This is a genomic window from Nocardiopsis oceanisediminis, from assembly GCF_048595525.1.
In the GTDB taxonomy this organism is placed as follows: domain Bacteria; phylum Actinomycetota; class Actinomycetes; order Streptosporangiales; family Streptosporangiaceae; genus Nocardiopsis_A; species Nocardiopsis_A oceanisediminis.
In genome coordinates this window covers 1,665,834-1,686,865 of the sequence record NZ_JAFMZJ010000001.1, presented here as the reverse complement: position 1 = coordinate 1,686,865, position 21,032 = coordinate 1,665,834, and the positions used below count along the sequence as shown (strand labels likewise).

Sequence of the window (21,032 nt, the reverse complement as noted above, 5' to 3'; positions counted from 1 at the left end):
ACCGCCCGGCCGCCGCCGCGGAAACGAGAAAAACCCTCGGGATTCTCGGAACGGGGCCGGGGGCGGGGCGGGTAGCAGGGGCCGCACCCGGGAGGGGGTTGGGCGCGGCCCCTGATGGGCGGGGCTCTTCCGGGCTCGGGGAGGGGGTCCGGCCCGGGGCCCGCCGCTCTCCACCGTAGGGGAGGAACCCCCGGACGCCTTTTGGAGATAAGAACGAATTTTCCCGGGATTTCTGATCCACCGGACAAAACGACTTCTTGAATCCGAACAGAAGGCCACCTATCCGACGTTCGCCCCATTCGTTCCCCTACCTCTTGAGAGAACTTTCCGGGGAATGCCGGAACGGGCCCGCTCCCCCTTTCCGAGCAGGCGCGCGCCCGGCGGCGTCAGGCGGTGGCGAGCCGGTGCGCCAGACCGGTGTACCGCCGCCCGGAGGAGGCGTTCCGCACCGCCTGGGCCAGCGCCCGCTCCGAGCCGACCAGCACCACCAGCCGCTTGGCCCGGGTGACCGCCGTATAGAGCAGGTTGCGTTGGAGCATCATCCAAGCGCTGGTGGTCACCGGGACCACCACCGCCGGGTACTCGCTGCCCTGGGAGCGGTGCACCGTCACCGCGTAGGCGTGCGCGAGCTCGTCCAGCTCGGCGAAGTCGTAGCCGATCTCCTCGTCCTCGTCCGTCCGGACCACCAGCTCCTGCTCGACCTGGTCGATCCCGGTGACCACGCCGAGGGTGCCGTTGAACACCCCGTTGGCGCCCTTGTCGTAGTTGTTGCGGATCTGGGTGACCTTGTCGCCGACCCGGAACACCCGGCCGCCGAAGCGCCGCTCCGGCGCGCCCTCCCGGGGCGGGGTGAGCGCCGCCTGGAGCGCCGTGTTGAGGTTGCCCGCCCCGGCGGGGCCGCGGTGCATGGGGGCCAGCACCTGCACGTCGCGCAGCGGGTCCAGGCCGAACCGGCGCGGGATCCTGTTGGCGACCACGTCCACCGTGACCTCGGCGGCGCGCTCGGCCTCCTCGCACGGAAAGAGGAAGAAGTCGGGCAGCCCGCGCAGCACCGGCGGCTCGCCCCGGTTGATCCGGTGCGCGTTGCTCACCACCCCGGACTGCTGGGCCTGCCGGAACACCTGGGTGAGCCGGACCGCGGGGACCGGGGAGTCCGCGTCCAGCAGGTCGCGCAGCACCTGCCCGGCGCCGACCGAGGGGAGCTGGTCGACGTCGCCGACCAGCAGCAGGTGCGCGCCGGGCGGGACGGCCTTGGCGAGCTTGTTGGCCAGCAGCAGGTCGAGCATGGAGGCCTCGTCCACCACCAGCAGGTCGCAGTCGAGCGGGTTGTCCCGGTCGTAGGTGGCGTCCCCGCCCGGCTTGAGCTCCAGCAGGCGGTGCACGGTGGAGGCCTCGTGCCCGGTCAGCTCGGTCATCCGCTTGGCCGCCCGGCCGGTGGGCGCGGCCAGGATGATCTTGGCGCCCTTCACCGCGGCCAGGGTGATCACCGAGGCCACGGTGAACGACTTGCCGCAGCCCGGCCCCCCGGTGAGCACCGCGACCTTGCCGGTCAGCGCCAGCTTGACCGCCTCGGCCTGCTCGGCGGCGAGCTCGGTTCCGGTGCGCTCGCGCAGCCAGCCCAGCGCCTTGTCCCAGTCGACCCCGGCGAAGGCGGGCAGCCGGTCGGCGGGCGCCGACAGCAGGGTGCGCAGCTGCGCGGCGAGCGAGGCCTCGGCCCGCTGGAACGGCACCAGGTAGACGGCGGTGACCGCCTCGCCGTCCGGGCCGGGCAGCTTCTCGGCGACCACGCCCTCCTCCGCGACCAGCTCCGCCAGGCACTCGATGACCAGCGCGGAGTCCACCTGGAGGATCTTCACCGCGTCGGAGATGAGCCGCTCCTCGGGCAGGTAGCAGTGGCCGTCGGAGGTGGACTCGGAGAGGGTGAACTGGATGCCGGCCTTGACCCGCTGCGGGCTGTCGTGCGGGATGCCGACGGCCTGGGCGATGGCGTCGGCGGTCTTGAAGCCGATGCCCCACACGTCGGTGGCGAGCCGGTAGGGCTCGGTGCGGACCACCCCGATGGAGGAGTCGCCGTACTTCTTGTAGATGCGCACCGCCAGCGAGGTGGAGACCTCGATGCCCTGCAGGAAGACCATCACCTCCTTGATGGCCTTCTGCTCCTCCCAGGCCGCGGTGATCAGCTTGGTGCGCTTGGGGCCCAGCCGGGGGACCTCGATCAGCCGCTCCGGCTCCTCCTCGATGACCGCCAGCGCCCCGGCGCCGAAGTGGTCGACGATCTTCTCGGCCAGCCGCGGGCCGATCCCCTTGATCAGCCCCGACCCCAGGTAGCGGCGGACGCCCTGCACGGTGGCGGGCAGCACGGTGGTGTAGTCCTCGACGGTGAACTGGCGGCCGTACTGGGGGTGGGATCCCCAGCGGCCGCGCATCCGCAGCGCCTCCCCGGGCTGGGCGCCGATCAGCGCGCCGACCACGGTGGTCAGCTCCGCTGCGCCCCGGCCGGTGTCCACCTTGGCCACGGTGTAGCCGGTCTCCTCGTTGGCGAAGGTGATCCGCTCCAGGACCCCTTCGAGTTCGGCGGGCCGGAAGCCCGGGCCGTCCCCGCCCTGCCGCGCACCGCCCACGGCGATCCCTCCTGCCTCTCGGGTCCCTCCCCATCATGCCGCCCTCCCGCGACATCCGCCCGGCCCGTCCACAGGACCGGTCCGGCTACCCTCGTGCCCCGTGATCGATGAGAGGGACCCGGACCACCCGGGCGACCGCGTGTACACCGGCAGGGCCGGGGCCGACGCCCCGCTGGACGGCGGCTGGCTGCTCGGGCACTTCAAGCCCGTGGGCGACCTGCGGCACAGCACCGACGTCGAGGTGAAGTGGGGCGTGCACCCCGCCGGCGAGGAGCGCGCCGAGTGGGCCGTCGCAGAGAAGCGCACCGCCCTGCTGGTGCTGGTCAGCGGCCGGTTCCGGCTGCTGTTCCGGTCCGGCGGCGTGCTTCTCACCGAGCAGGGCGACTACGCGGTCTGGCACCCCGGCACCGACCACTCCTGGATCGCCGAGGAGGACTCGGTGGTGCTGACGGTCCGCTGGCCCTCGATCGCGGGCTACCGGGTCGGCGGCCCGGACGCCTCCGCCCAGTCCCCGCCGGGCGGGACCGCGCGGCGGGGCGGCGGGCCGGAGTAGGCGGCGCCGGAGCCGCCGCGGGCGTGGCAGGATCACCCGGCATGACGACACCGCAGAATTCGCTCTCCCCCGCCCGGACCGCCGTGCTCGCGCTGCACTGGCAGGTCAACGTGGTCCGCCCGGAAGGGTTCTTCGGCGGCATGCTCGCCGAGCCGGTGCGCGCCTCCGGGGCGGTGGAGCGCGCCGCCCGGTTCCACGAGCGGGCCCGCGGCGCCGGGGTCCCGCTGCTGTTCACCCGGTTCACCGTGCCGGAGGACGGCGGGGCGCTGGTCCGCAACACCGCGTTCATGGCCGCGGTCGACGACGCCCGGGAGGCGTTCCGGCCGGACTCCCCCGGCGCCCGGCTGATCCCGGAGATGGATCAGGACGGCGCCGAGGTCTGGGACAACCAGCGCCTCTCCGGACTGGCCGGCACCGACCTGCCCGAGCGGCTCTCCGCCCGCGGCGTGGACACCCTGCTGGTGACCGGGGTGGCCACCAACCTCACCGTCGAGCAGACCGCCCGGCACGGAACCGACCTGGGCTTCACCGTGCACGTGCTGGGCGACTGCACGGCGGCCGCGGACCCGGAGGTGCACCGGGCGTCGCTGGCCAACCTGGAGCTGGCCACCGCGGGCGTGCTCGACGCGGACCGGGCCCTGGAGCTGCTCGGCGCCGGCTGACCCGGGCGGCGGCCCCGTTTCCCTCCCCGGGGACCGCCCGGGAATGCGACGATGCCGCCATGATGCACCTCGACGGACGGCCGGTGAGCGCGGAGGAGCTGATCGGGCCGGCGCTCTACGGCTACGGCCACTTCACCACCATGCGCGTGCGGGACATGCGGGTGCAGGGCCTCTCCCTGCACCTGGAGCGGCTGGCGGCGGACTGCCGGTTCCTGTTCGGCACCGAGCTGGACACCGGCGCCGTCCGCGAGCGGGTCCGCGAGGCCGCGGAGCGGGAGGGGTCGCCGCTGGTGGTGCGGGTCACCGTCACCGACCCCGACCTGGAGCTGGGTCACCCGGCCCGGGACGCGCGGCCCCGCCTGCTGGTGACCACCCGGCCCGCGGGGCCGGACCGCCCCGGGCCGGTCTCCCTGGCCACCGTCCCCTTCGAGCGCGACCTGCCCCGGGTCAAGGGCACCGCCCTGCTGGGCACGCTGGTCCGCCGGCGCGCCGCGCAGGCCTCGGGCTTCGACGACGCCCTGTTCCTGGACCGCCGCTCGCTGGTCTCCGAGGGCGCCACCTTCAACATCGCCTTCCTGTGCCGGGGGACGCTGCTGTGGCCCAGCGCCGAGCACCTGCCCGGCACCACCATGCGGCTCCTCTCCGAGCTGGCCGGCTCCGTCGGCCTGGCCAGCCGCCCGGCCTCGGTGCACGTCACCGACCTGCCGGGGATGGAGGCCGCGCTGGTCACCAACGCCGCCGCGGGGGTGCGCCCGGTCTCCGCCGTGGACGAGCACCCCTTCCCGGTGCCGTCCCCGGTGGTGGAGCGGCTCACCGCGGCCTACCGGGCGCTGCCCGGCGAGCCGCTGTAGCGGGACCCGTCCCGCAGGGGCTCAGTACCGGTACGGCCGGCCCAGCCGGCGCTGGATGCGCAGCGCGCGGTCGAGGTGCGCGCCGCGCCCCCGGGTGTCCGAGGCGGCGGCCCGGACCGCCGCGGCGAGCTCCTCCATCTCCCCGGCCCACCGGCGGGCCTCCTCGGTGACCACGCGCAGCGGCCGCACCCCGGGCCTGCGGTTGTGGTACAGCGAGCGGGCCATCCGCCAGGTGCGGTCGCGGAGCAGCAGGCGGGCCCGGCCGGCGTCGAAGGACGTGCCGCGCAGCGCCGGGGCGGCCGCGGCGAGGCGGCGCTCGGCCCGCTGCGCGCGGCGCACCGTCTCCAGGTCGGCCGGCGCCAGGTCCGCGGGGAGCAGGTAGCGGCCGTGGAACCGGACCGGCGCGCGCTCCGGGTCGGCCCCGGTGAACCTGCGGTGCGCGTGCTGGCCCCCGACGACGACCACGGTCAGCGCGCACACGATCGCCACCCCGCCCGGCCCGGCGTCCAGGAAGAGCCGGACCAGCACCGGGACCAGGAGCAGGGCGCCGAACAGCATCCGCGGCACGCCCCGGAAGCCCCCGTAGACGGCGACCGCCACCGCCCAGGAGAGCGCCACCAGCGCCACCAGCTCGGGGGCGACCGGCAGCAGCGCCGCGATCCCCGCGAGCACCAGGGCCATGGCCCCGACGACCGCCCCGCCCCGCTTGTACCGCTCCCCGCGGGGCAGGTGCGCGGGATCGGCGGGGTCGGCGCCCGCCGGGATCAGCAGCCCGGGTGCCCGCTCCAGTTCCGCCACGACGTGCTCCGGCAGCCCGGGGTCGAAAACCGCCGTCATCGCCACCCCCGCGCCGACGGTACCGCGCGCGCCCCCGATCCGCCGCGCACCCCCGGCGGTGCGCCGGGAGCGGCGCGCCCGGGCCGCGGCGGCCGGACGGCGGTTCCGCCCGCCGCCCCTCCCCCGCCCGGGTCAGGAGCGGCCGTGCGCGCCGACCGCGGCGCTGACCCGGAAGCCGCCGGTGTGCAGGCGCTCCCGCAGGCAGTCGGCGACGGCGGCCTCGACGTCGGCGGGGGCGACCCCGGCGCCCGGCTCGGTGGTGACCCGGACCCGGACCCACGGGCCGTGCACGGTGACGCAGGCGGTGCGGACGCCCTGCACCGAGCAGGCGGCGTCGGCGAGGAGGCTGCGCAGGGCGCAGTCGGCGACCCAGGTGATGGGGCCGGGGCGGGGCCGCTCTCCCCCTCCCCCGCCGGCCAGCACCGCGTAGACCAGCAGGCCTGCGCCGACCAGGGCGATCAGGGCGGAGGAGGCCAGCATCACCGGGTCGTCCCAGAGGGTGCCGCCCGACGGGGCGCCGCCGAAGGCGAGGAGGCGCAGCGGGCTGCCGGCCAGGTAGGAGACGACCTCGGCGGCGGCCGCGGCGACCAGTGCGGCGAAGGCGGCCCCCGCCACGTACCCCGCGGCCCGTCTGCGCCGCCGGACGCGCAGCGCCGCCTGGCGGGCCCGGTCCACATCGGCCTGCCGCAGGTCAGAGGGGTCCAAGGCGGGGGCCGCCTCGTGGAGAGAAGTCATCCGAACCGCTCCTTCGCCTCTGGTGTGGCGCCGCGCGGGGGGTTCCGCGCGGTCTCGACCCGGCACCCGGCGGGTGCGGGCCGGCCCGTCCGAGCGGGCCCCGGGGCGGGGCGGACGGAACACCTTCTCTGTTCCTTCCCCCCGATCCCATCTGGGATCACCCGAATACCGGGGTTTCGGTCATCATCAACCTGCTGTTCAGGAAGACACCGAAATCCGACGCCCCTCACGCGACACCCGCTGTGACCTGCAGCACACCCGCCGCGCCTCCCCCGCCCCCGCGCGGCCCCCGGATAACTTTCGGCCATCCGATGACCGCGAAGAGTCGCGCCCGGCCCGCCGGGGCGGCACGGCACCGGGGAGGCGGTGCGACGGCCATGACCGGACCTCCGGAGGCCGCCCTGGTCGAGCGGGCGCAGGACGGCGACACCGCCGCGTTCGAGGCCCTGGTCCGCCTGCACCAGGGGGCGGTCTACCGGATCGCGCTGCGCACGCTGCTGGACGAGGCGGACGCGGCCGACGCCGCCCAGGACGCCTTCCTCACCGCCTGGCGCAACCTGCCCGAGCTCCGCGAGCCGGCGGCCTTCCCGGCCTGGCTGCACCGGATCGCCGCCCGCCGGGCGCTGAACGTGCTGCGGGCGCGCCGCCCCGAGCGCCCCGGGGACGAGGAGGCCGCCGTCCTGCCGGACCCCGGCGCGGGGCCCGCCCAGCACTCGGTCGCCGGCGGGCTGCGCGAGGCGCTGCTCGCCGCGCTGGCGGGCCTGCCGCCGCCGCAGCGCGCCTGCTGGGTCCTGCGGGAGCTGGAAGGATTGGGCTACCGGGAGATCGCCGAGATCACCGGCAGCACCCCGACCGCCGTGCGCGGCCGCATCCACCGCGCGCGCACCCGTCTCGTGGAGGCGCTTGAACCATGGCGGTAGACCGGCCCTCCGACCCCGAGCGGCTGCCCTGCGGGAGGCAGCCCGACGAGGTCGCCGAGCACGCCCTGCGGGGGTGCCCCACCGGGCACGAGCGCGACTGCCCGCACTGCAGGGCGGTCGCCGAGCGCCACCGGCCGCTGGCCCTGGCCGGCGCCGAACTCGCCGCGGAGCGCCCCGAGCCGCCGCCGGCCCTGGTGGGGTCGGTGATGCGCGCGGTCCGCTCCCAGGCGCGCCCGGACCGCCTCCTCCCGGTCGCAGCCCGGGGGCCGGGCCGGACCGCCGTCCGCGAGTCCGCGGCCCGCGCCCTCCTCGTCGCCGCCTGCGACACGGTCCCCGGCGCCGCGGTCGGCCGCTGCCGCCTCACCGAGGGCCCGGACGGCCTGGAGATCGCCCTCTCCGCCCACCTGACCAGCACGGTCCCCGCCCCGGAGCTGGCCGGACGGCTCCGCACGGCGGTCCGCACCGCCGCCCGCGAGTCCCTCGGCGCCGACCCGGCCCGGATCGACATCGCGTTCACCGACATCGGCTGAGATCGTCGCCGGGGCAGGCCGCCCTCCCCGATGATCTCGACGTTGCGGCCCTATCAAGGCTCCTTGCCGTCAAGTGGTCGTCGCAACGAGAAAAACGAGGAACGCGGGGAGAGGCGGGGGGCGGGGAGGTGCCCCGGCCGAGTGCGGCGCCCCACGGGGTTGAGGTCCCAGCAGGCGGCAACGGCGGTGGTGGGCACCGGCCGGTCGGTCGGGCGCAGCGCCCCACGGAGTGAAGGCTCAGACCAGCGGCGACGGCAGCGGTAGGGGCAGGGTGCAGGTGGTCGCTCGGGCGCGGGCCCCACGGGGTCGAGGTTCAAGCCGGCAGCGAAGGCGGCGGTGGGCAGCGGCCGGTCGGTCGGGTGCGGCAGAGCGGGGTGGGGCCGGTCGGGGTGGGCCGGGGGCGGGGTCGCCGTGCCCGTGCCGCCCCGGGCGCCGTGGCCGGCCGCCTCTGAAACCGCTGCCCCTCTCTGACCTGGGTGAATACGCAGGGTGATGGCGGGGTGGGGCGCCCTGCGCACCGCGAGAGCACCCCGGTGATTCCTGGGCGCGCATCCCGGGCCGGATCGGGCCTCCTGGGGCCCGATTGGCCCTGATCGGGCCGGTGTTCGGGGGTTCGGGCCACCCGCAAGACCGGGAAGTAGGGGGCCGGAACCCGGGGAGGGTAGAGGCGGGGGGCGGGATGTCGCTTTTATTCTCCTGGGAGGCCTTGTTTGGCCACTCTGGGTAACTACCGAGGGGGTGGTGGGGGCTTGGGGGCTTACTACTCGCCGGTAGATGTAATCGGGGTGCTGCGGAGGTGCGCAGGGCGCCCCCCGCCCCCGCCCGACTCCCGCCGCAAACCAGGCATAGGGGGATAAGGCCTCCTGGGGGCGCGAGCCGGGCCGGTGAACGCGGCGCCCGACCCCCTCCCGCCCCCGCTGCCCGCTTGAACCCCGGCCCCGTGGTGCGCCGCGCCGGACCGACCAGCCGGTCCCCCACCCGCCCTCGCCGCCGGCTTGAACCCCCGCCCCGCGAGGCGCCGCGCTCGGGTGAGACGCCCGGCCCCGCCCCCCGCCGCTGCCGTCGCCGCTTGCTTGAACCCCGGCCACGCGAGGCGCCGCGCCCGACCGACCGGCCGGCCGGTCCCCCTCTTGCCGTCGCCGCCCGTTTGAACCCCCGCCCCGCGAGACACCGCGCCCGACCGACCAACCGGTCCCCTTCTGTCCTCCGGTGTGCGGTGTAGCAACGGACACTGGAAACCACCCGCGCCGATAGGGCCGCAACGTCGAGATCATCGGGGAAAGGCGGGCATCCCGGACCCCCGGCCGCGCACTCGGCGGCCGCTCAGGCGTAGTCCGGGTTCATCGCGGCGGCCATCCGCAGGTGCGGCGCGGCCTCGGCGTCCCGGTTCCGGCGGTAGAGGGTGCGGCCGAGCAGCAGCCGGGCGTAGGAATCGCCGGGGTCCTCCTCCACCAGCGAGCGGAGCTCCCGCTCGGCCCCGTTGAGCTGGGCCGAGGCGAACCGGCAGCGGGCCGCCAGCAGCCGGACGCCCCGGTCGCCGCCGTGGCTGCGCAGCATCGGCGCCAGCATCTCCAGCGCGCCGAGCGGGTCGCGGCGCTCCAGCAGCGCCTCGGCCAGCCGGAACCGCTCCACCTCCGGCGGAAGCGGGGCCGGTCCGGTGCCGCCGCGCAGGAACCCGGCGATCGCCTCGGCGGGCTGCGCCCCCTCCAGGGACCGGCCGCCGACCACCAGCGTCGGCGAGGTGGCGACCCCCCGCGCCTTGCCGTAGAGCAGCAGCTCGCGCACCTCCCGCTCGCCGCCGCCCGCGTCCAGCAGGCCCGGCCCCTCCGGGAAACCGGCCTGCTCCGCGATCCGGGCCAGCACCGCGCGGTCGCCGATGTCCTCCTCCTCGGTGAAGTGCGCCCGCATGACGCCCTCGGCCACCGCGTTCTGCACCTGCGCCCCGCGGTGCTCCCAGGCGAGGGCGAGCAGCCGGTGCGCGGGGCCGCTGTCCACCCGCCAGACCGCGCCCCACTTCGGTCCGAGCCCTTCGGCGCGGGCGATCTCGGCGACCCGCGCCCGGTTCTCCTCGTGGCCGAGCCCAGGCGAGCAGGCCTCCAGCGCCCCGTCCGCGACGGGCTCGCGCAGCGCCTCCTCCAGCGGCTCGGCGACGGCCGGAGCCGAAGGATCGATCCGGTAGGGGCGCCAGAGGACTTCGACCCCGCCTTCGACCTCGCCGCCGAGCAGCGCCGCGGCGGCCTCCACCCTCCGCTTGCCGATGTAGGCCCACGGGCAGACCACGTCCGCCCAGATCTCGATTCGCATGGCGGCAACACTAACCAACACCCGTCGTCTAAACAACAGGTGTTTTTCATCCACGCTCATCCACGTAGAATCACCGGCATGAACCCGGACGACCCCCGCGCCCGGCGCACCCGCGCCCGGCTCCGCGAGGCCGCGCTCACCCTGGCCGCCGACGCCGACCCCGGCACCCTCGGCGTCGCCGCGATCGCCCGCACGGCGGGCGTCAACCGCGCCACGGTCTACGCCCACTACCGCGACGCCGACGAGCTGCTCACCGACGCGATGGAGGACGCCCTCTCCCAGGCGGCCCGCGCCGCCGCCGTCTGCCCCCTGGACGCCCCGCCCGACCGCGCCCCCGCCCCCATCCGCGACCTCTTCGAGCACGTCGCGGCCAACGCCGCCCTCTACCGCAAAATGCTCGGCCCCCAGGGCAGCCCCCGCTTCGCCGCCCGCATGCGCGAACGTATGATCGAGGAACTCACCCCCCGCCTCACCCGAGACGAGGGGGCTCCAGATCCCACCGAGCCCCCCGCCGACCTGCACGCGGCCTACCTGGCGGGGGCCCTGACCGGGGTGATCGCACACTGGACGGCGAGCGCATCCCCCACCTCCGCGGAGGAGGCCGCAAACATGGCCTGGATGTTGATGGCAGGGGGGATTCCCTCAGCCGACTGAAGGGCCCTGCCCGGCGGATACACACTCCGCCGAACAGAATGAACAGCAACTGCCCTGGTTGAGTTCAGCTGGCATTGGCTACAGCCGCATAAGACCAGACATCAGCCGGCATCTCATACTGCAGCTTCCAAGTGATCCCCATGGGCTTTTCCCCCTCATGGCGAACATACTTCACAGGCCCCAGGAAAATGGAAGGCTCCGGAGTTCGAATATCGGTACGCTTGAAGGGGCGAACAAACAACAAAACCTGCGTACCCATGCGCTCATGATTCTGATAACGAACACCCGACCCAGAAGTCGACGAAACTTTATTCTGCGACTCCCAGTGGAAGATCGATTCACTGAGCGCAACGTCTTTGTATCGAATCTGAGGAGAGAAATCCTTCTCATCTTTTTCGATAGTAACAAACAATACATCAGTCTTGATGTTTGGACACCACTTCACCCCCTCCTGCGCCCCTCCCGGATAGAACCCCTTCCCCAGTGGATCTTCACTCGCAAGCTTGGCTTGTCCCAGCGCCGCTAGAACTTCCGCACGACTGTACCTGGCATGGATAAACAGCGGGATACTGGCCAACCCATTTAGCAGTGGACGACCAACATGATCAGCCCGATTAACAGTGAAAGAGAACAATTGGTCAAGTTCGTCGCACAAGTGAGGTTGGCACCTCAACCTGTCTAGGCCATCCTGCAGAGTCGCCACACCATTCTTTTTGTCAGGCCAAAGAGAAAACACCAACATTCGAGCATAGAGACGTGATTGTTCGTCCAGCTCATCATACGCAGGCGAACCAGGCTTAATGAGCATCTTGTAGTACTCAGCCCGCTGTTGATCATCAACATGAAGAAGTGTTTGAAGGCGCTTAATTAGCTCCCCTTCGCCTTCCGGGATAGCACCCTTCAGTCGTCCAGCGAGACGCAGAGCAGTCGTCCAAGAGTTCTGCCCTCGGTAGATGTCTTCAAGCCTACGACCGCTGTAACTAAGGTACCCAGCAAGATCATCTCGACCATATTCCCTGACTTCGCCAGAGATAATGGAAATATTTTGCCTAACTTGACTCTTGATATTATTTAGAATCTCTTCCTTAGCTCGAGGCTCAAGGATAATCTGACACCCCGGCGGGAGATGCGGAAAATCTTCATCTATCTCACGCCTCACCCGCATGCGCCCCTTCCCGAGCATAGCCCGATAGGGCTCTTCGGCTCGAAAGTCAGCACGATGCATCCCAATGAAGTCAAGAATAGTCAGTACCGCTTTATCTTCCGTCCGCCTCAACCCTCGCCCAATTTGCTGCAGAAAAACTGTCGCACTCGATGTGGGGCGCAACAGCAACACAGTGTCGACATCTGGAACATCAACACCCTCATTAAATATATCTACAGAGAAGACGGCGTTGATTTTTCCGGAACGCAAATCACGGAGCGCCTGCTTACGCTTCTCTTCGTCGGTTTCTCCATCAATATTGACTGCTGGAATTCCAACCCTATTAAAACAAGTTGCCATATATGCGGCATGTCGACGGGAAACACAGAACCCCAAGGCCTTCATTTGAAGAGGGTTAGAAATCTTATCGCGAACCGCCTTGATGATGAGGCGCGCCCTTGCGTCATTACCAGTAAAAATATTATCCAGTTGAGACTCGTCGTAACCTCTCCGAGTCCACTTGACTGCCCTCAGGTCGGTCGTATCAGCGATACCAAAGTAGTGAAAAGGACTCAGCAGCTCATTGTCGAGAGCTTCCCACAAGCGAAGCTCTGCAGCGATCCGTCCGTTAAAGTACAGATCCTGGATAGCGATGCCGTCACTGCGTTCAGGTGTTGCAGTAAGCCCCAAAAACTCTATGGGCTCAAAATGGTCAATGATCTTGCGGTAAGTGTCCGCAGCAGCATGGTGAAACTCGTCAATAACTACAACATCAAAATGACTGGAATCATACTTTTCTAGATAGCGGTCCTTGCTCAACGTCTGAACACTCGCGAAGACATGTTTCTCAAGCTTAGGTTTATTTTTTCCGTTCAGCTCTTCGCCAAAGTTAGCGTCATTAAGAACTGCGCGGTAGGTGGCCAAAGATTGCGCAAGAATCTCCTCGCGATGGGCCACGAAGAGCAAGTTCAACCGCTTACCTGACAGACGACATAGCTCCTTATAGTCGAGGGCAGCCATGACCGTTTTTCCAGTACCTGTCGCAGCAACAAGAAGATTCCTGTGCTCGCCGCGAACTTCCCGAGCAACCTTCAAGCGAGAAAGCATGTCTCGCTGATGCGGATAAGGGTGGACATCCAGACTCGAGAGGCTAATCTCTCCTCCAGCACCGTCAAGCTTTCCTCCTGCTTGAGCTAGCGCACGATCAAGACGCTCAGCGTCTCTGTCCGGATCATATTCTTGAAAGGATGAAGATTCCCAATATGCATCAAAGGTTAGCTCGAACTTTCGCAGCACATCCGGGGTAGCGTGGGCAGAGAGTCGAACATTCCACTCCAGACCATCCAACAAAGCTGCACGTGAGAGGTTCGAGCTTCCCACATAAGCCGTATCGTACTGCGTTTTTCTTCGGAACAGCCAAGCCTTAGCGTGCAGCCTTGTTGATTTCTCCTCGTAGTTAATTTTTACCTTTGCACCGTAGTCTCGGACAAGACGGTCAAGAGCACGACGCTCCGTGGCTCCAATATAAGTCGTCGTCAAAACCCGAATCGGAATTCCACGCTCATGGGCTTCCTTGAGCGGCTCCTCTAACAGACGCAACCCAGACCATTTAACAAAAGCACAGAGCAGATCAACGCGATCAGCGGTAATCAACTCCTGTCGGATCTCACTCCCTAGGCTGGGGTCCTCTGGCATATTTGTGAGCAGAGCAGCCTCAGTGAGCGGAGTTCTAGGGCGATGCGCATACCTACCTAGATCAAATCCGTCCTTCAAAGCAAAAAGACGAGCAATAAACTCCTTGTTGTCGCTGCTTTCAAGTTCAACTCTGTCCGCATTAAATTTAACCCCCTCAACATCTTCACTCTCTTCCTCAAGAGCCTCAAGGAGTCGATTAATAATCTGAACTTGTTCCCCTATAGATGCCTGACTTAGAATCAAACGGAGTTGATCAAAAACATAAGCGGCAAGTACGTTAGAAGTTGACTCTTCACTCACAGGGGTTTGCTGATATATCCAGCCGTCTTTTTCAATTTGTTGTAGGTCTCTCCGCACTGATCCGGTAATCAGAAGCTCATAGAGTCCTTCAACAGGACTGCTACCTAGAGGAGATTCAGGCATAGCGATCCTTCGCTAGGGGGCATAGATAATCTATCTTCTATCAGAGGTAGAGGACAGGCGGCTACCGGGATGACCTAGCAGGCTTGCCTCGTGTCTGTCTCAAGCTTCACTGCTGGGCGCCTAGGGTCTGCCAGTCCTGCACGGAGAGGGCCACCAAACCCGAAGCGGCTCTCCGCCTAGCGCCCCGCGGCTGGGCTATCGCGTGTCTATACGTCCGGAACTGGCCACCAAGAGAACGGTGGACATGGTGTTCACCCGTGTCAAGGTCGCCGTTTTCCTGGACGGTTGCTTCTGGCACGGCTGCCCTGAACACCACACGAAATCGGCGACCAACGCCGGCTACTGGGCCGAAAAGGTGAGGCGCAACCGGGAGCGGGACGAAGAGACCAACCGACTGCTGACGGAACAGGGTTGGCAGGTCATCCGAGTGTGGGAACACGAGGATCCGACCATCGCCGCCGAGCACGTCGCCGAACTCGTCAAGAGCAGGCAGGATCGATAGGCCGCCCGGAGAGCTCCTCCCCTGCTCGAGGTGGCGCGTGCCTCGACGTGCGACCGACGATGCTCACGATCACCGCCTCGGCTCAAGCCGCGTCAGAAGCCACCGGTCTTGGCCCCTCTCAGAAAAGCGTCCCACTCGGTTGAAGAGAAGGCGAGGTGGCCGGCCTCGGCGTGCTTAGAGTCGCGGATGGCAACGGCGTGAGAGGAGTCGGCGACTTCGATGCAGTCCTGGTCTTGTGCACTGTGGCTGCTCTTCCGATAGTCAGAGGAGGCCACTTCCACGCAGTTCTGATCTTGTGCGCTGTAGCTGCTCTTCCGGAAGTCAGGGAAGGCTGCCACTTCCACGCAGTTCTGCGAGTGGGCGCTGTAGCTGCTCTTGCGGAACGTCAGGTCGGCACTCATGATTCGCTCTCTGGTGCTCTGAGGAGGTCGGTGATGACGGCGGCGGAGCGCGTGGTGCTCAGCGCGGATCCTTGGATATCGCCGAAGGTAGCACTGTGAGCTTCGACCTCTTCCGGGTCCTCCAGGAACACCCCTTCGCCTGCGGTGTCGATGTAGACGATCGGGAGATCGAGGGGATCGGGGAAGTCCAAGAGAGTGAACGGCGCCCCTAGAGCAGCATGTGCCCCGGCGTCCAAAGGCAGGACCTGGACGTCGATGTTGGGCAGCTGCGCCATGTAGAGCAGGTGCGCCAGCTGCCCACGCAGCGTCTCGGTACCGCCGATCGGCCTCCGGAGCGCGGCTTCGTCGATGACCGCTCGCAGGCGGGCCGACTCGGGCCGGGTGAGGATGTCCCGCCGGGCCATACGCGCCTCCACCTTCTGCCGAACCGTTTCGGGATCGGTGTAGCGGCCGCCTTTGAGCAGCGCCTCAGCGTACTGAGGCGTCTGCAGGAGCCCTGGGACGATCTGGGCCTCGAAGGTGCGGATGAGGGATGCTTCGGCCTCGAAGTCGGGCAGGGCATGGTCGGAGAAGACCTTCTTGTACTTGGACCACCAGCCGCGCTGCCGGGCGTCCCGGGCCAGCGCCTGCATCCCCTCGCGCTCCGCCTGATCGGTGACGCCGTAGAGGTCCATGAGCCTGTCGAGATCACTCGGGCTGATCCGCTTGGTCTCGGTGGTCTCCATCTTGGAGACCTTGCCCGCGCTCCACTTGAACTTCGCGCCTACCTGGGAGGTGGTGTAGCCGGCCTGTTCGCGGGCTCGGCGCAGCATGGCCGCGAGCCGGCGGAGCCGGAGCGTGGGGCTGTGGGGAGTGGTCATGGGAGAACCCTAGCGAAAGAAAACTCTACTTCGTAGATAAAAACTATTGCAAAACTCTACGATGTCGACTTACCGTGGCACGTGTAGCCAGTGACCGACACATCACCCCGAGTATCCGACGGTCACGCTACCGGGTGTCCGCTGCCCTGACCGGTGATCGAGCGAGTCCGTGCGGGCGCCTTCCCCGCCCCTGTCCACTGCTCTCGCAGGAGGAGTGTGTCCGCATGCCCGCTCTGGCCCCCGTGCCGCCGCTGCCCGAGGTGACCGTCGCGCTGGACGACCTGATCCCGCCGCTCTACCGGCACTACTTCAACCGCCGCCCCGACCGCCCCCACTACTCCACGCGCCGCTACGACTTCCCCGGCCGGCCCGGGTTCCTCCCACTCGCCCGCGCCTTCCTCGACACCTGCGCCGCCGAGCACGACCGCGACTACCGCTACCTCTTCACCCTGCTCGGAAGCGAGCTGGCGACCAACGCCATCGCGCACTCCCGCTCCGGCCGCCCCGGCGGCAGCTACTCCCTCGTGGTCCGGCGCGGCACCGGCGGGCTCACCCTGACCTGCCGCGACGACGGCACCGTCCCGCCCGGGGTGCTCACCACCGCCCGCGACGACGCCCCGCTGCGCCCCGAGCCGCTCGGCATCGAGAAGGCGCGCGGCCGCGGCCTGGCCATGGTCGCCGTGCTCGCCAGCGCCTGGGGCGACAACGGCCGGGCCTCCTACCGCCACGTCTGGTTCCACCTGGCCTACGACCTCACCGGAAGCGCCTGGAACGCCCCCTGAAGGCGGACCCGCGCGCAGGTGCCCGCCCCGCGCTGGAGGGGGCGGGGCGGGCACCTCGCTCCGGCCTTCCCCTCTCCCCGATCCGCTCCGAACTCTCCGAAGGTGATTCCGTATGGCTCCGTCGATTCTGCCGGTCTCGACCATCGACCGGCTGCATGCCCGCACCGCGCGCCCGCGCGGGAGGCGGTTCAGCGCCCCCGGCAGCCCCCGGACCGGTGCCACCGCCGTGCCCGTTCCCCGGCCGCCGCTGCTGCTCTCGCCCCATGCCCGCGCCGCGCCTCCGGCACACGAAGAGCTCGGACCGCCCCCGCCTCGCATCGGACGGCATCGGGCCCCGGTGGCCGGCGGGTTCGACTCTCCCCTGCCCGTTCCTCTGCCCCCTTCCCGACCCGCCCCGGAGGTGGGACGGCGCCGCCGCGGACGGAGCGGGCACCGGGCCGCGCTGGAGGCGTTGGCCTTCGGGGTGCCGTTCGCCGCCATGGCCACCGCCGCGCACCTGCTCGGGCTGCTCGGGTAGCCGGTCAGCCCGCCGGCGGCGACTTGCCGATGAAGGTGACCGGCGGGTGCGCCCTGCCTCCCTGGCCGTCCAGGAAACGCACGGTGTAGAAGAACCGCTCCCCCGCGGCCAGGCCGGTGCACCCGTCCGGCCGGGTGTGCGCCTCATCAGGCGAGACGGTGACCTTCTCCGGGGCGTGCAGCGGCTCCGTGCGGCGGGGCGGGAAACCGACCCGGCAGCCGGTGGCAATGGTCAGGGGGATGTCCCGGCCGGTGCCGTTGACGATTTCGACGGCCCAGGCGGTGGCGGGTTCGCCGGAGCGGGTCTCGTGGCCGAAGGAGAGCAGCTGGAGCATGAGCTCCTCGTCGCCGACGATGTGCGCCTCGTTCGCCCGGACCACGGGGTGCACCGCCGGGGCGATGAGCACCGCGGCGATCACCACCGCGGACACCGCCGCCAGCAGGCCGAACACCGTGAAGGGGCGGGACGGGCCGGAGCCCGGTCGAACCCCGGCTCCCGGGTGGGTCGGGCTCATTCCGCCGCCTTCCGTGCGCGCCGTCGTGTGCGGCTCTCAGCCGGGACCCTACTGAGGCCGCCCCGGGCCGCGGATGGGCCCGGCCGTGCCGGGCGGCGGCGCCGTGGTTTGCTTGACCGATCCGCAGGCGTTGGAGCGACGGGGAGGCCCGCATGGTCTGGAACGAGCACCGGAGACTACTGGACGTGCCGGTGGCCGAGGCCGGGGCGCTCATCGATGGGCTGGCCTCGGACGACGACCGGCTCTGGCCGCACGAGCAGTGGCCGGCGATGCGTTTCGACCGGCCGCTGGGGGTGGGCGCCCGCGGCGGGCACGGGCCGGTGCGGTACAGCGTGGTGGAGTACCTCCCGGGGCGGCGGATCCGGTTCAGGTTCGAGGCGCCGGCCGGGTTCCTCGGGCACCACGGGTTCTCGGTCGAAGAGGCCGCCGGCGGTGCGCTGCTGCGGCACGTGCTGACCATGCACCTGGTGGGCCCGGCGCGGGCGAGCTGGCCGCTGGTGTACCGGCCGCTGCACGACGCCCTGCTGGAGGACGCGCTGGACAAGGCCGAGCGGAGCCTCGGCCTGGGCGGCCCCCGCACCGAGTGGAGCCCGCTGGTGAAGGCGCTGCGCGCGGCCGCGGAGAGGCTCTGACCGCCGGACACGGGTCCGGTCGGCCCGCGGTGGGATGATCTTGTCCGCTCCGGCGGCCGGCCGGGGCCGGTGCCGAGGGGGCGGGAGGGTCCGATGGCCGACGGGGACCTGGTGGGGCGGGAGGCGGAGGCCGCCGCGGTCGACGGCCTCCTCGGGCGGATCCGCGGCGGGGGCGGGGCCCGGCTGGTGGTGCGCGGGCGGCCCGGTATCGGCAAGTCCGCGCTGCTGCGGTACGCGGAGGCCGCGTCGCCGGTCCGGGTGCTGCGGGCCACCGCCGGCGAGACCGAGGGGCGGATGGCGTTCGCCCTGCTGCACCAGCTCCTCCACCCCGCGCTCGGCCTGTCCGGCGCCCTCCCGGAGCCGCAGCGGGACGCCCTGCGCGGTGCGCTCGGCCTCGGTTCCGGCGCCGACGACCGGTTCCTGGTGTCGGCGGCGGTCACCTCGCTGCTGGCCGAGGCCGCGCAGCCGGGCGGCCTGCTGTGCGTCGTCGACGACGTGCACTGGGCCGACCGCGCCTCGGCCGATGCCCTGCTGTTCGCCGCCCGCCGGCTGGACGGGCACCCGGTGGGGCTGCTGTTCGGCACCCGGGAGGACCCGGACGCCCTGTACCTCCTCCGCGGCCTGCCCGAGCTCCGCCTCGATGGCCTGGGCGGCGCGGACGCGGCCCGGCTGCTGGCCGAGCACGCCCCGGAGCCGCCGGCCCCGGCCGTCGCCGCCCGGGTCGCCGAGGCGACCGGCGGCCACCCGCTGGCGCTCCGCGAGGCGGCCCGCCTGCTCACCCCCGCCCAGCTGACCGGCGCGGCGCCGCTCCCCGACCCGCTGCCCGCCGGGGAGGGCGTCACCGCGCTCTACCGGGAGCGGATCGCCGGCCTGCCCGCGGAGGCCCGGTCGGCGCTGCTCGCGGTGGCGCTGGACGGCTCCGGCGACCCTGCGGTGGGCGGCTCGGCCGAGGTGCTCGGCCCGGCGGAGGAGGCCGGGCTGGTGGAGCTGGGCGCGGGCGGGGTGCGGTTCGGGCACCCGCTGGTCCGGTCCGCGGTCGTCGCGGCCGCCTCCGCCGCTGAGCGGCGCGGCACCCACCGCCTCCTCGCCGGCCTGCTGGACGGGCGCGACCCCGACCGGGCGGCGCGGCACCGGGCCGCCGCGGCGGTGGGCCCGGACGAGGAGGCCGCGGCCGCGCTGGCCGCCGCGGCCGGCCGGGCCGGGGCGCGCGGCGGGCACGCCGACGCCGCCGGGGCCTACCGGCTCGCCGCCGAGCTGTCGCCGCCCGGGGAGGCCCGGGCCGGCCGGCTGCGGGACGCCGCCGAGGCCGCGTGGCTCGGCGGGCTGCCCGGCCAGGCGCAGAGCAGCCTGGCGGCGGCCCGCGCCGAGGCCCGCGCCCCGGAAGCGCGGCTCGCCCTGGAGCGGCTCCGCGGCCGGTTCGAGCTGGCCTCGGGGGACGCCGCCGAGGCGCTGCGGATCCTGCTCGCCGCCGCGGAGGGCGCCGGCGGGCCGCTCGCCTGGCGGGTCCTGGCCGACGCGGCGGAGGCGGCCGCCTACGTCGGCGACACCGGCGCCGCCGCCCGGGTCGGCGCGCTCGCAGAGGCGCTCCCGGTTCCCGGCCGGGGCTCCGAGCGGTTCCTCCGCGACGTGCTGGCCGGCGACGGGGCGCGGGCCCGGGGCGAGGCCGAGCGCGGCGCCGGCCTGCTCCGCCGCGCCCTGCGCGGCCTGCCCGACGACGAGGACGACCCCGCGCTGCTGCTCTGGGCGGCCTCCGCGGCGAGCATGCTCGGCGACGCCGCGGCGGCCGCGGCGTACGGGGCGCGCGCGGGCCGGGCGGCGCGGGTGTCCGGTGTCGCGGGCACCCTGCCGGTGGTGCTGGAGAACGCCGCGACGGGCGAGCGGTTCAACGGCGACATCGCGCTCAGCGCCGCGCTGTCCGAGGAGGGGCTGCTGCTCGCCGAGGAGTCGGGGGCGGCCAACTCCGCCGCGGCGCACCACGCCAACCTGGCCGTCTGCGATGCGCTGCGCGGCCGGGAGGAGAGCTGCCGCGCGCACGCCCGGGAGGCGCTCGCCATCGCCGTCCCGCACCGGCTGGGGCTGCGCGCCGGGGTCGCGGCCTACGCCCTGGGCCTGCTCGACCTGGGGGCGGGCCGGTTCGCCCAGGCGCACGAGCGGCTGGCCCCGCTGGCCTCCCCGGCGCCGGGCATGGGCTCCCCGGTCAACGCCTGGGGTTCGGCCGCGGACCGGGTGGAGGCGGCGGTGGCCGCGGGCGACCTCGGCGCGGCCCGCGAGACCACCGCGTTCCTGGCCGGGTGGGTGGCGGAGCGGGAGGCGCCGCGCGCCCGGGCGCTGCTCGCCCGCTGCGAGGCGCTCACCCTCCCGGACGCGGAGGGGGTCGGCCTGCTGCAGGAGGCCTTGGAGGCGCTCACCGGGGTGGGCGGGGCCGGGTTCGACCGCGCCCGCACCGCGCTGCTCCTCGGCGAGCGGCTGCGCCGCGGCCGCCGCCCCGCCGAGGCCCGGCCGCACCTGCGCGCGGCCGCGGAGGCGTTCCAGCGGATGGGCGCGGCGCCCTGGGAGGGCCGCGCGTCCGGGGAGCTGCGGGCCGCGGGCGGGGCCGCGGAGCCGGCCGGCCCCGGGGCGCTGGACGCGCTCACCCCGCAGGAGCTGCGGATCGCCCGCCTGGTCGCCGAGGGCGCCTCCAACCGGGACGTCGCGGCGCGGCTCTTCCTGAGCCCGCGCACCGTGGAGTACCACCTGTACAAGGTCTATCCGAAGCTGGGCATCGGCTCGCGCACCGAGCTGGTCCGCCTGCTGGCCCCGTAGGCGGGCCCGCACGGGGCCCTTGTCCGTGCTCGATCCGCGGGGTTAGCCTGCAAGGCTCTCCACCGCCGTGGAGCGTGTCCCGAGCCGAGAGAA

The 21,032-nt window shown here is 71.5% G+C and carries 18 protein-coding genes; 10 read left to right on the top strand and 8 right to left on the bottom strand.

The genetic code is table 11. The features are described 5' to 3' along the window. Positions 1-386: 386 nt before the first annotated feature. The gene (gene recD2 / locus J0910_RS07605; RefSeq protein ID WP_420157811.1) at positions 387-2,621 is read right to left on the bottom strand and encodes an SF1B family DNA helicase RecD2; all 2,235 of its coding nucleotides are present in this window, start codon (positions 2,619-2,621) and stop codon (positions 387-389) included. A 100-nt stretch (positions 2,622-2,721) separates the two neighbouring features. Here recD2 and J0910_RS07600 point away from each other — a divergent pair, with 100 nt between their 5' ends. The 3 genes from J0910_RS07600 (at position 2,722) to J0910_RS07590 (ending at position 4,687) form a co-directional block, all read left to right on the top strand. After that, complete coding sequence (locus J0910_RS07600) at positions 2,722-3,174, top strand: signal peptidase I (RefSeq protein ID WP_474646587.1); 453 nt, start codon at positions 2,722-2,724, stop codon at positions 3,172-3,174. Positions 3,175-3,215: 41 nt separating this feature from the next. After that, the gene (locus J0910_RS07595; protein ID WP_420157810.1) at positions 3,216-3,836 is read left to right on the top strand and encodes a cysteine hydrolase family protein; all 621 of its coding nucleotides are present in this window, start codon (positions 3,216-3,218) and stop codon (positions 3,834-3,836) included. Positions 3,837-3,898: 62 nt separating this feature from the next. After that, complete coding sequence (locus J0910_RS07590; protein ID WP_420161917.1) at positions 3,899-4,687, top strand: aminotransferase class IV; 789 nt, start codon at positions 3,899-3,901, stop codon at positions 4,685-4,687. Positions 4,688-4,708: 21 nt separating this feature from the next. Here J0910_RS07590 and J0910_RS07585 read toward each other — a convergent pair whose 3' ends face one another. Further along, positions 4,709-5,524, bottom strand: coding sequence for a hypothetical protein (locus J0910_RS07585; protein ID WP_420157809.1), 816 nt, complete (start codon positions 5,522-5,524; stop codon positions 4,709-4,711). Between the two features lie 132 nt (positions 5,525-5,656). Beyond that, entirely contained in the window at positions 5,657-6,259 is a 603-nt protein-coding gene (locus J0910_RS07580; protein WP_420157808.1) for a DUF6286 domain-containing protein, read from the bottom strand. Between the two features lie 377 nt (positions 6,260-6,636). On the opposite strand from J0910_RS07580, the gene J0910_RS07575 reads away from it, so the two are divergent. Together J0910_RS07575 and J0910_RS07570 are read left to right on the top strand one after the other, a co-directional pair. Further along, positions 6,637-7,179: an RNA polymerase sigma factor gene (locus J0910_RS07575; RefSeq protein WP_420157807.1), complete on the top strand. Its 543-nt coding sequence runs from the start codon at positions 6,637-6,639 to the stop codon at positions 7,177-7,179. Beyond that, the gene (locus J0910_RS07570; RefSeq protein ID WP_420157806.1) at positions 7,170-7,709 is read left to right on the top strand and encodes a hypothetical protein; all 540 of its coding nucleotides are present in this window, start codon (positions 7,170-7,172) and stop codon (positions 7,707-7,709) included. The genes J0910_RS07575 and J0910_RS07570 overlap by 10 nt, the downstream gene beginning before the upstream one ends. Positions 7,710-9,032: 1,323 nt before the next feature. On the opposite strand, the gene J0910_RS07565 is transcribed toward J0910_RS07570, so the two are convergent. Then, positions 9,033-10,013 carry a DsbA family protein gene (locus J0910_RS07565; protein ID WP_420157805.1) on the bottom strand — a complete coding sequence of 327 codons (981 nt, stop codon included), beginning with the start codon at positions 10,011-10,013 and terminating at the stop codon, positions 9,033-9,035. 78 nt (positions 10,014-10,091) lie between these two features. Here J0910_RS07565 and J0910_RS07560 point away from each other — a divergent pair, with 78 nt between their 5' ends. Beyond that, positions 10,092-10,667: a TetR/AcrR family transcriptional regulator gene (locus tag J0910_RS07560; protein ID WP_420157804.1), complete on the top strand. Its 576-nt coding sequence runs from the start codon at positions 10,092-10,094 to the stop codon at positions 10,665-10,667. A gap of 64 nt (positions 10,668-10,731) precedes the next feature. Here J0910_RS07560 and J0910_RS07555 read toward each other — a convergent pair whose 3' ends face one another. Beyond that, on the bottom strand, positions 10,732-13,929 hold the full coding sequence (locus tag J0910_RS07555; RefSeq protein WP_420157803.1) for a DEAD/DEAH box helicase: 3,198 nt from the start codon (positions 13,927-13,929) through the stop codon (positions 10,732-10,734). Between the two features lie 244 nt (positions 13,930-14,173). Here J0910_RS07555 and J0910_RS07550 point away from each other — a divergent pair, with 244 nt between their 5' ends. Next, positions 14,174-14,431: a hypothetical protein gene (locus tag J0910_RS07550; RefSeq protein ID WP_420161916.1), complete on the top strand. Its 258-nt coding sequence runs from the start codon at positions 14,174-14,176 to the stop codon at positions 14,429-14,431. A gap of 92 nt (positions 14,432-14,523) precedes the next feature. On the opposite strand, the gene J0910_RS07545 is transcribed toward J0910_RS07550, so the two are convergent. Continuing rightward, positions 14,524-14,832: a DUF397 domain-containing protein gene (locus tag J0910_RS07545; RefSeq protein ID WP_420157802.1), complete on the bottom strand. Its 309-nt coding sequence runs from the start codon at positions 14,830-14,832 to the stop codon at positions 14,524-14,526. Continuing rightward, complete coding sequence (locus J0910_RS07540; protein WP_420157801.1) at positions 14,829-15,692, bottom strand: helix-turn-helix domain-containing protein; 864 nt, start codon at positions 15,690-15,692, stop codon at positions 14,829-14,831. Before J0910_RS07540 ends, J0910_RS07545 begins: the two co-directional genes overlap by 4 nt. A 224-nt stretch (positions 15,693-15,916) precedes the next feature. Here J0910_RS07540 and J0910_RS07535 point away from each other — a divergent pair, with 224 nt between their 5' ends. Then, entirely contained in the window at positions 15,917-16,474 is a 558-nt protein-coding gene (locus J0910_RS07535; protein WP_420157800.1) for an ATP-binding protein, read from the top strand. Positions 16,475-16,995: 521 nt separating this feature from the next. Here J0910_RS07535 and J0910_RS07530 read toward each other — a convergent pair. Next, positions 16,996-17,505, bottom strand: a complete 510-nt coding sequence (locus tag J0910_RS07530; RefSeq protein WP_420157799.1) for a hypothetical protein — start codon at positions 17,503-17,505, stop codon at positions 16,996-16,998. Positions 17,506-17,657: 152 nt separating this feature from the next. Here J0910_RS07530 and J0910_RS07525 point away from each other — a divergent pair, with 152 nt between their 5' ends. Continuing rightward, the gene (locus tag J0910_RS07525) at positions 17,658-18,137 is read left to right on the top strand and encodes an SRPBCC family protein (RefSeq protein ID WP_420157798.1); all 480 of its coding nucleotides are present in this window, start codon (positions 17,658-17,660) and stop codon (positions 18,135-18,137) included. Between the two features lie 93 nt (positions 18,138-18,230). Then, positions 18,231-20,939: a helix-turn-helix transcriptional regulator gene (locus tag J0910_RS07520; RefSeq protein ID WP_420157797.1), complete on the top strand. Its 2,709-nt coding sequence runs from the start codon at positions 18,231-18,233 to the stop codon at positions 20,937-20,939. Positions 20,940-21,032 lie beyond the last annotated feature (93 nt).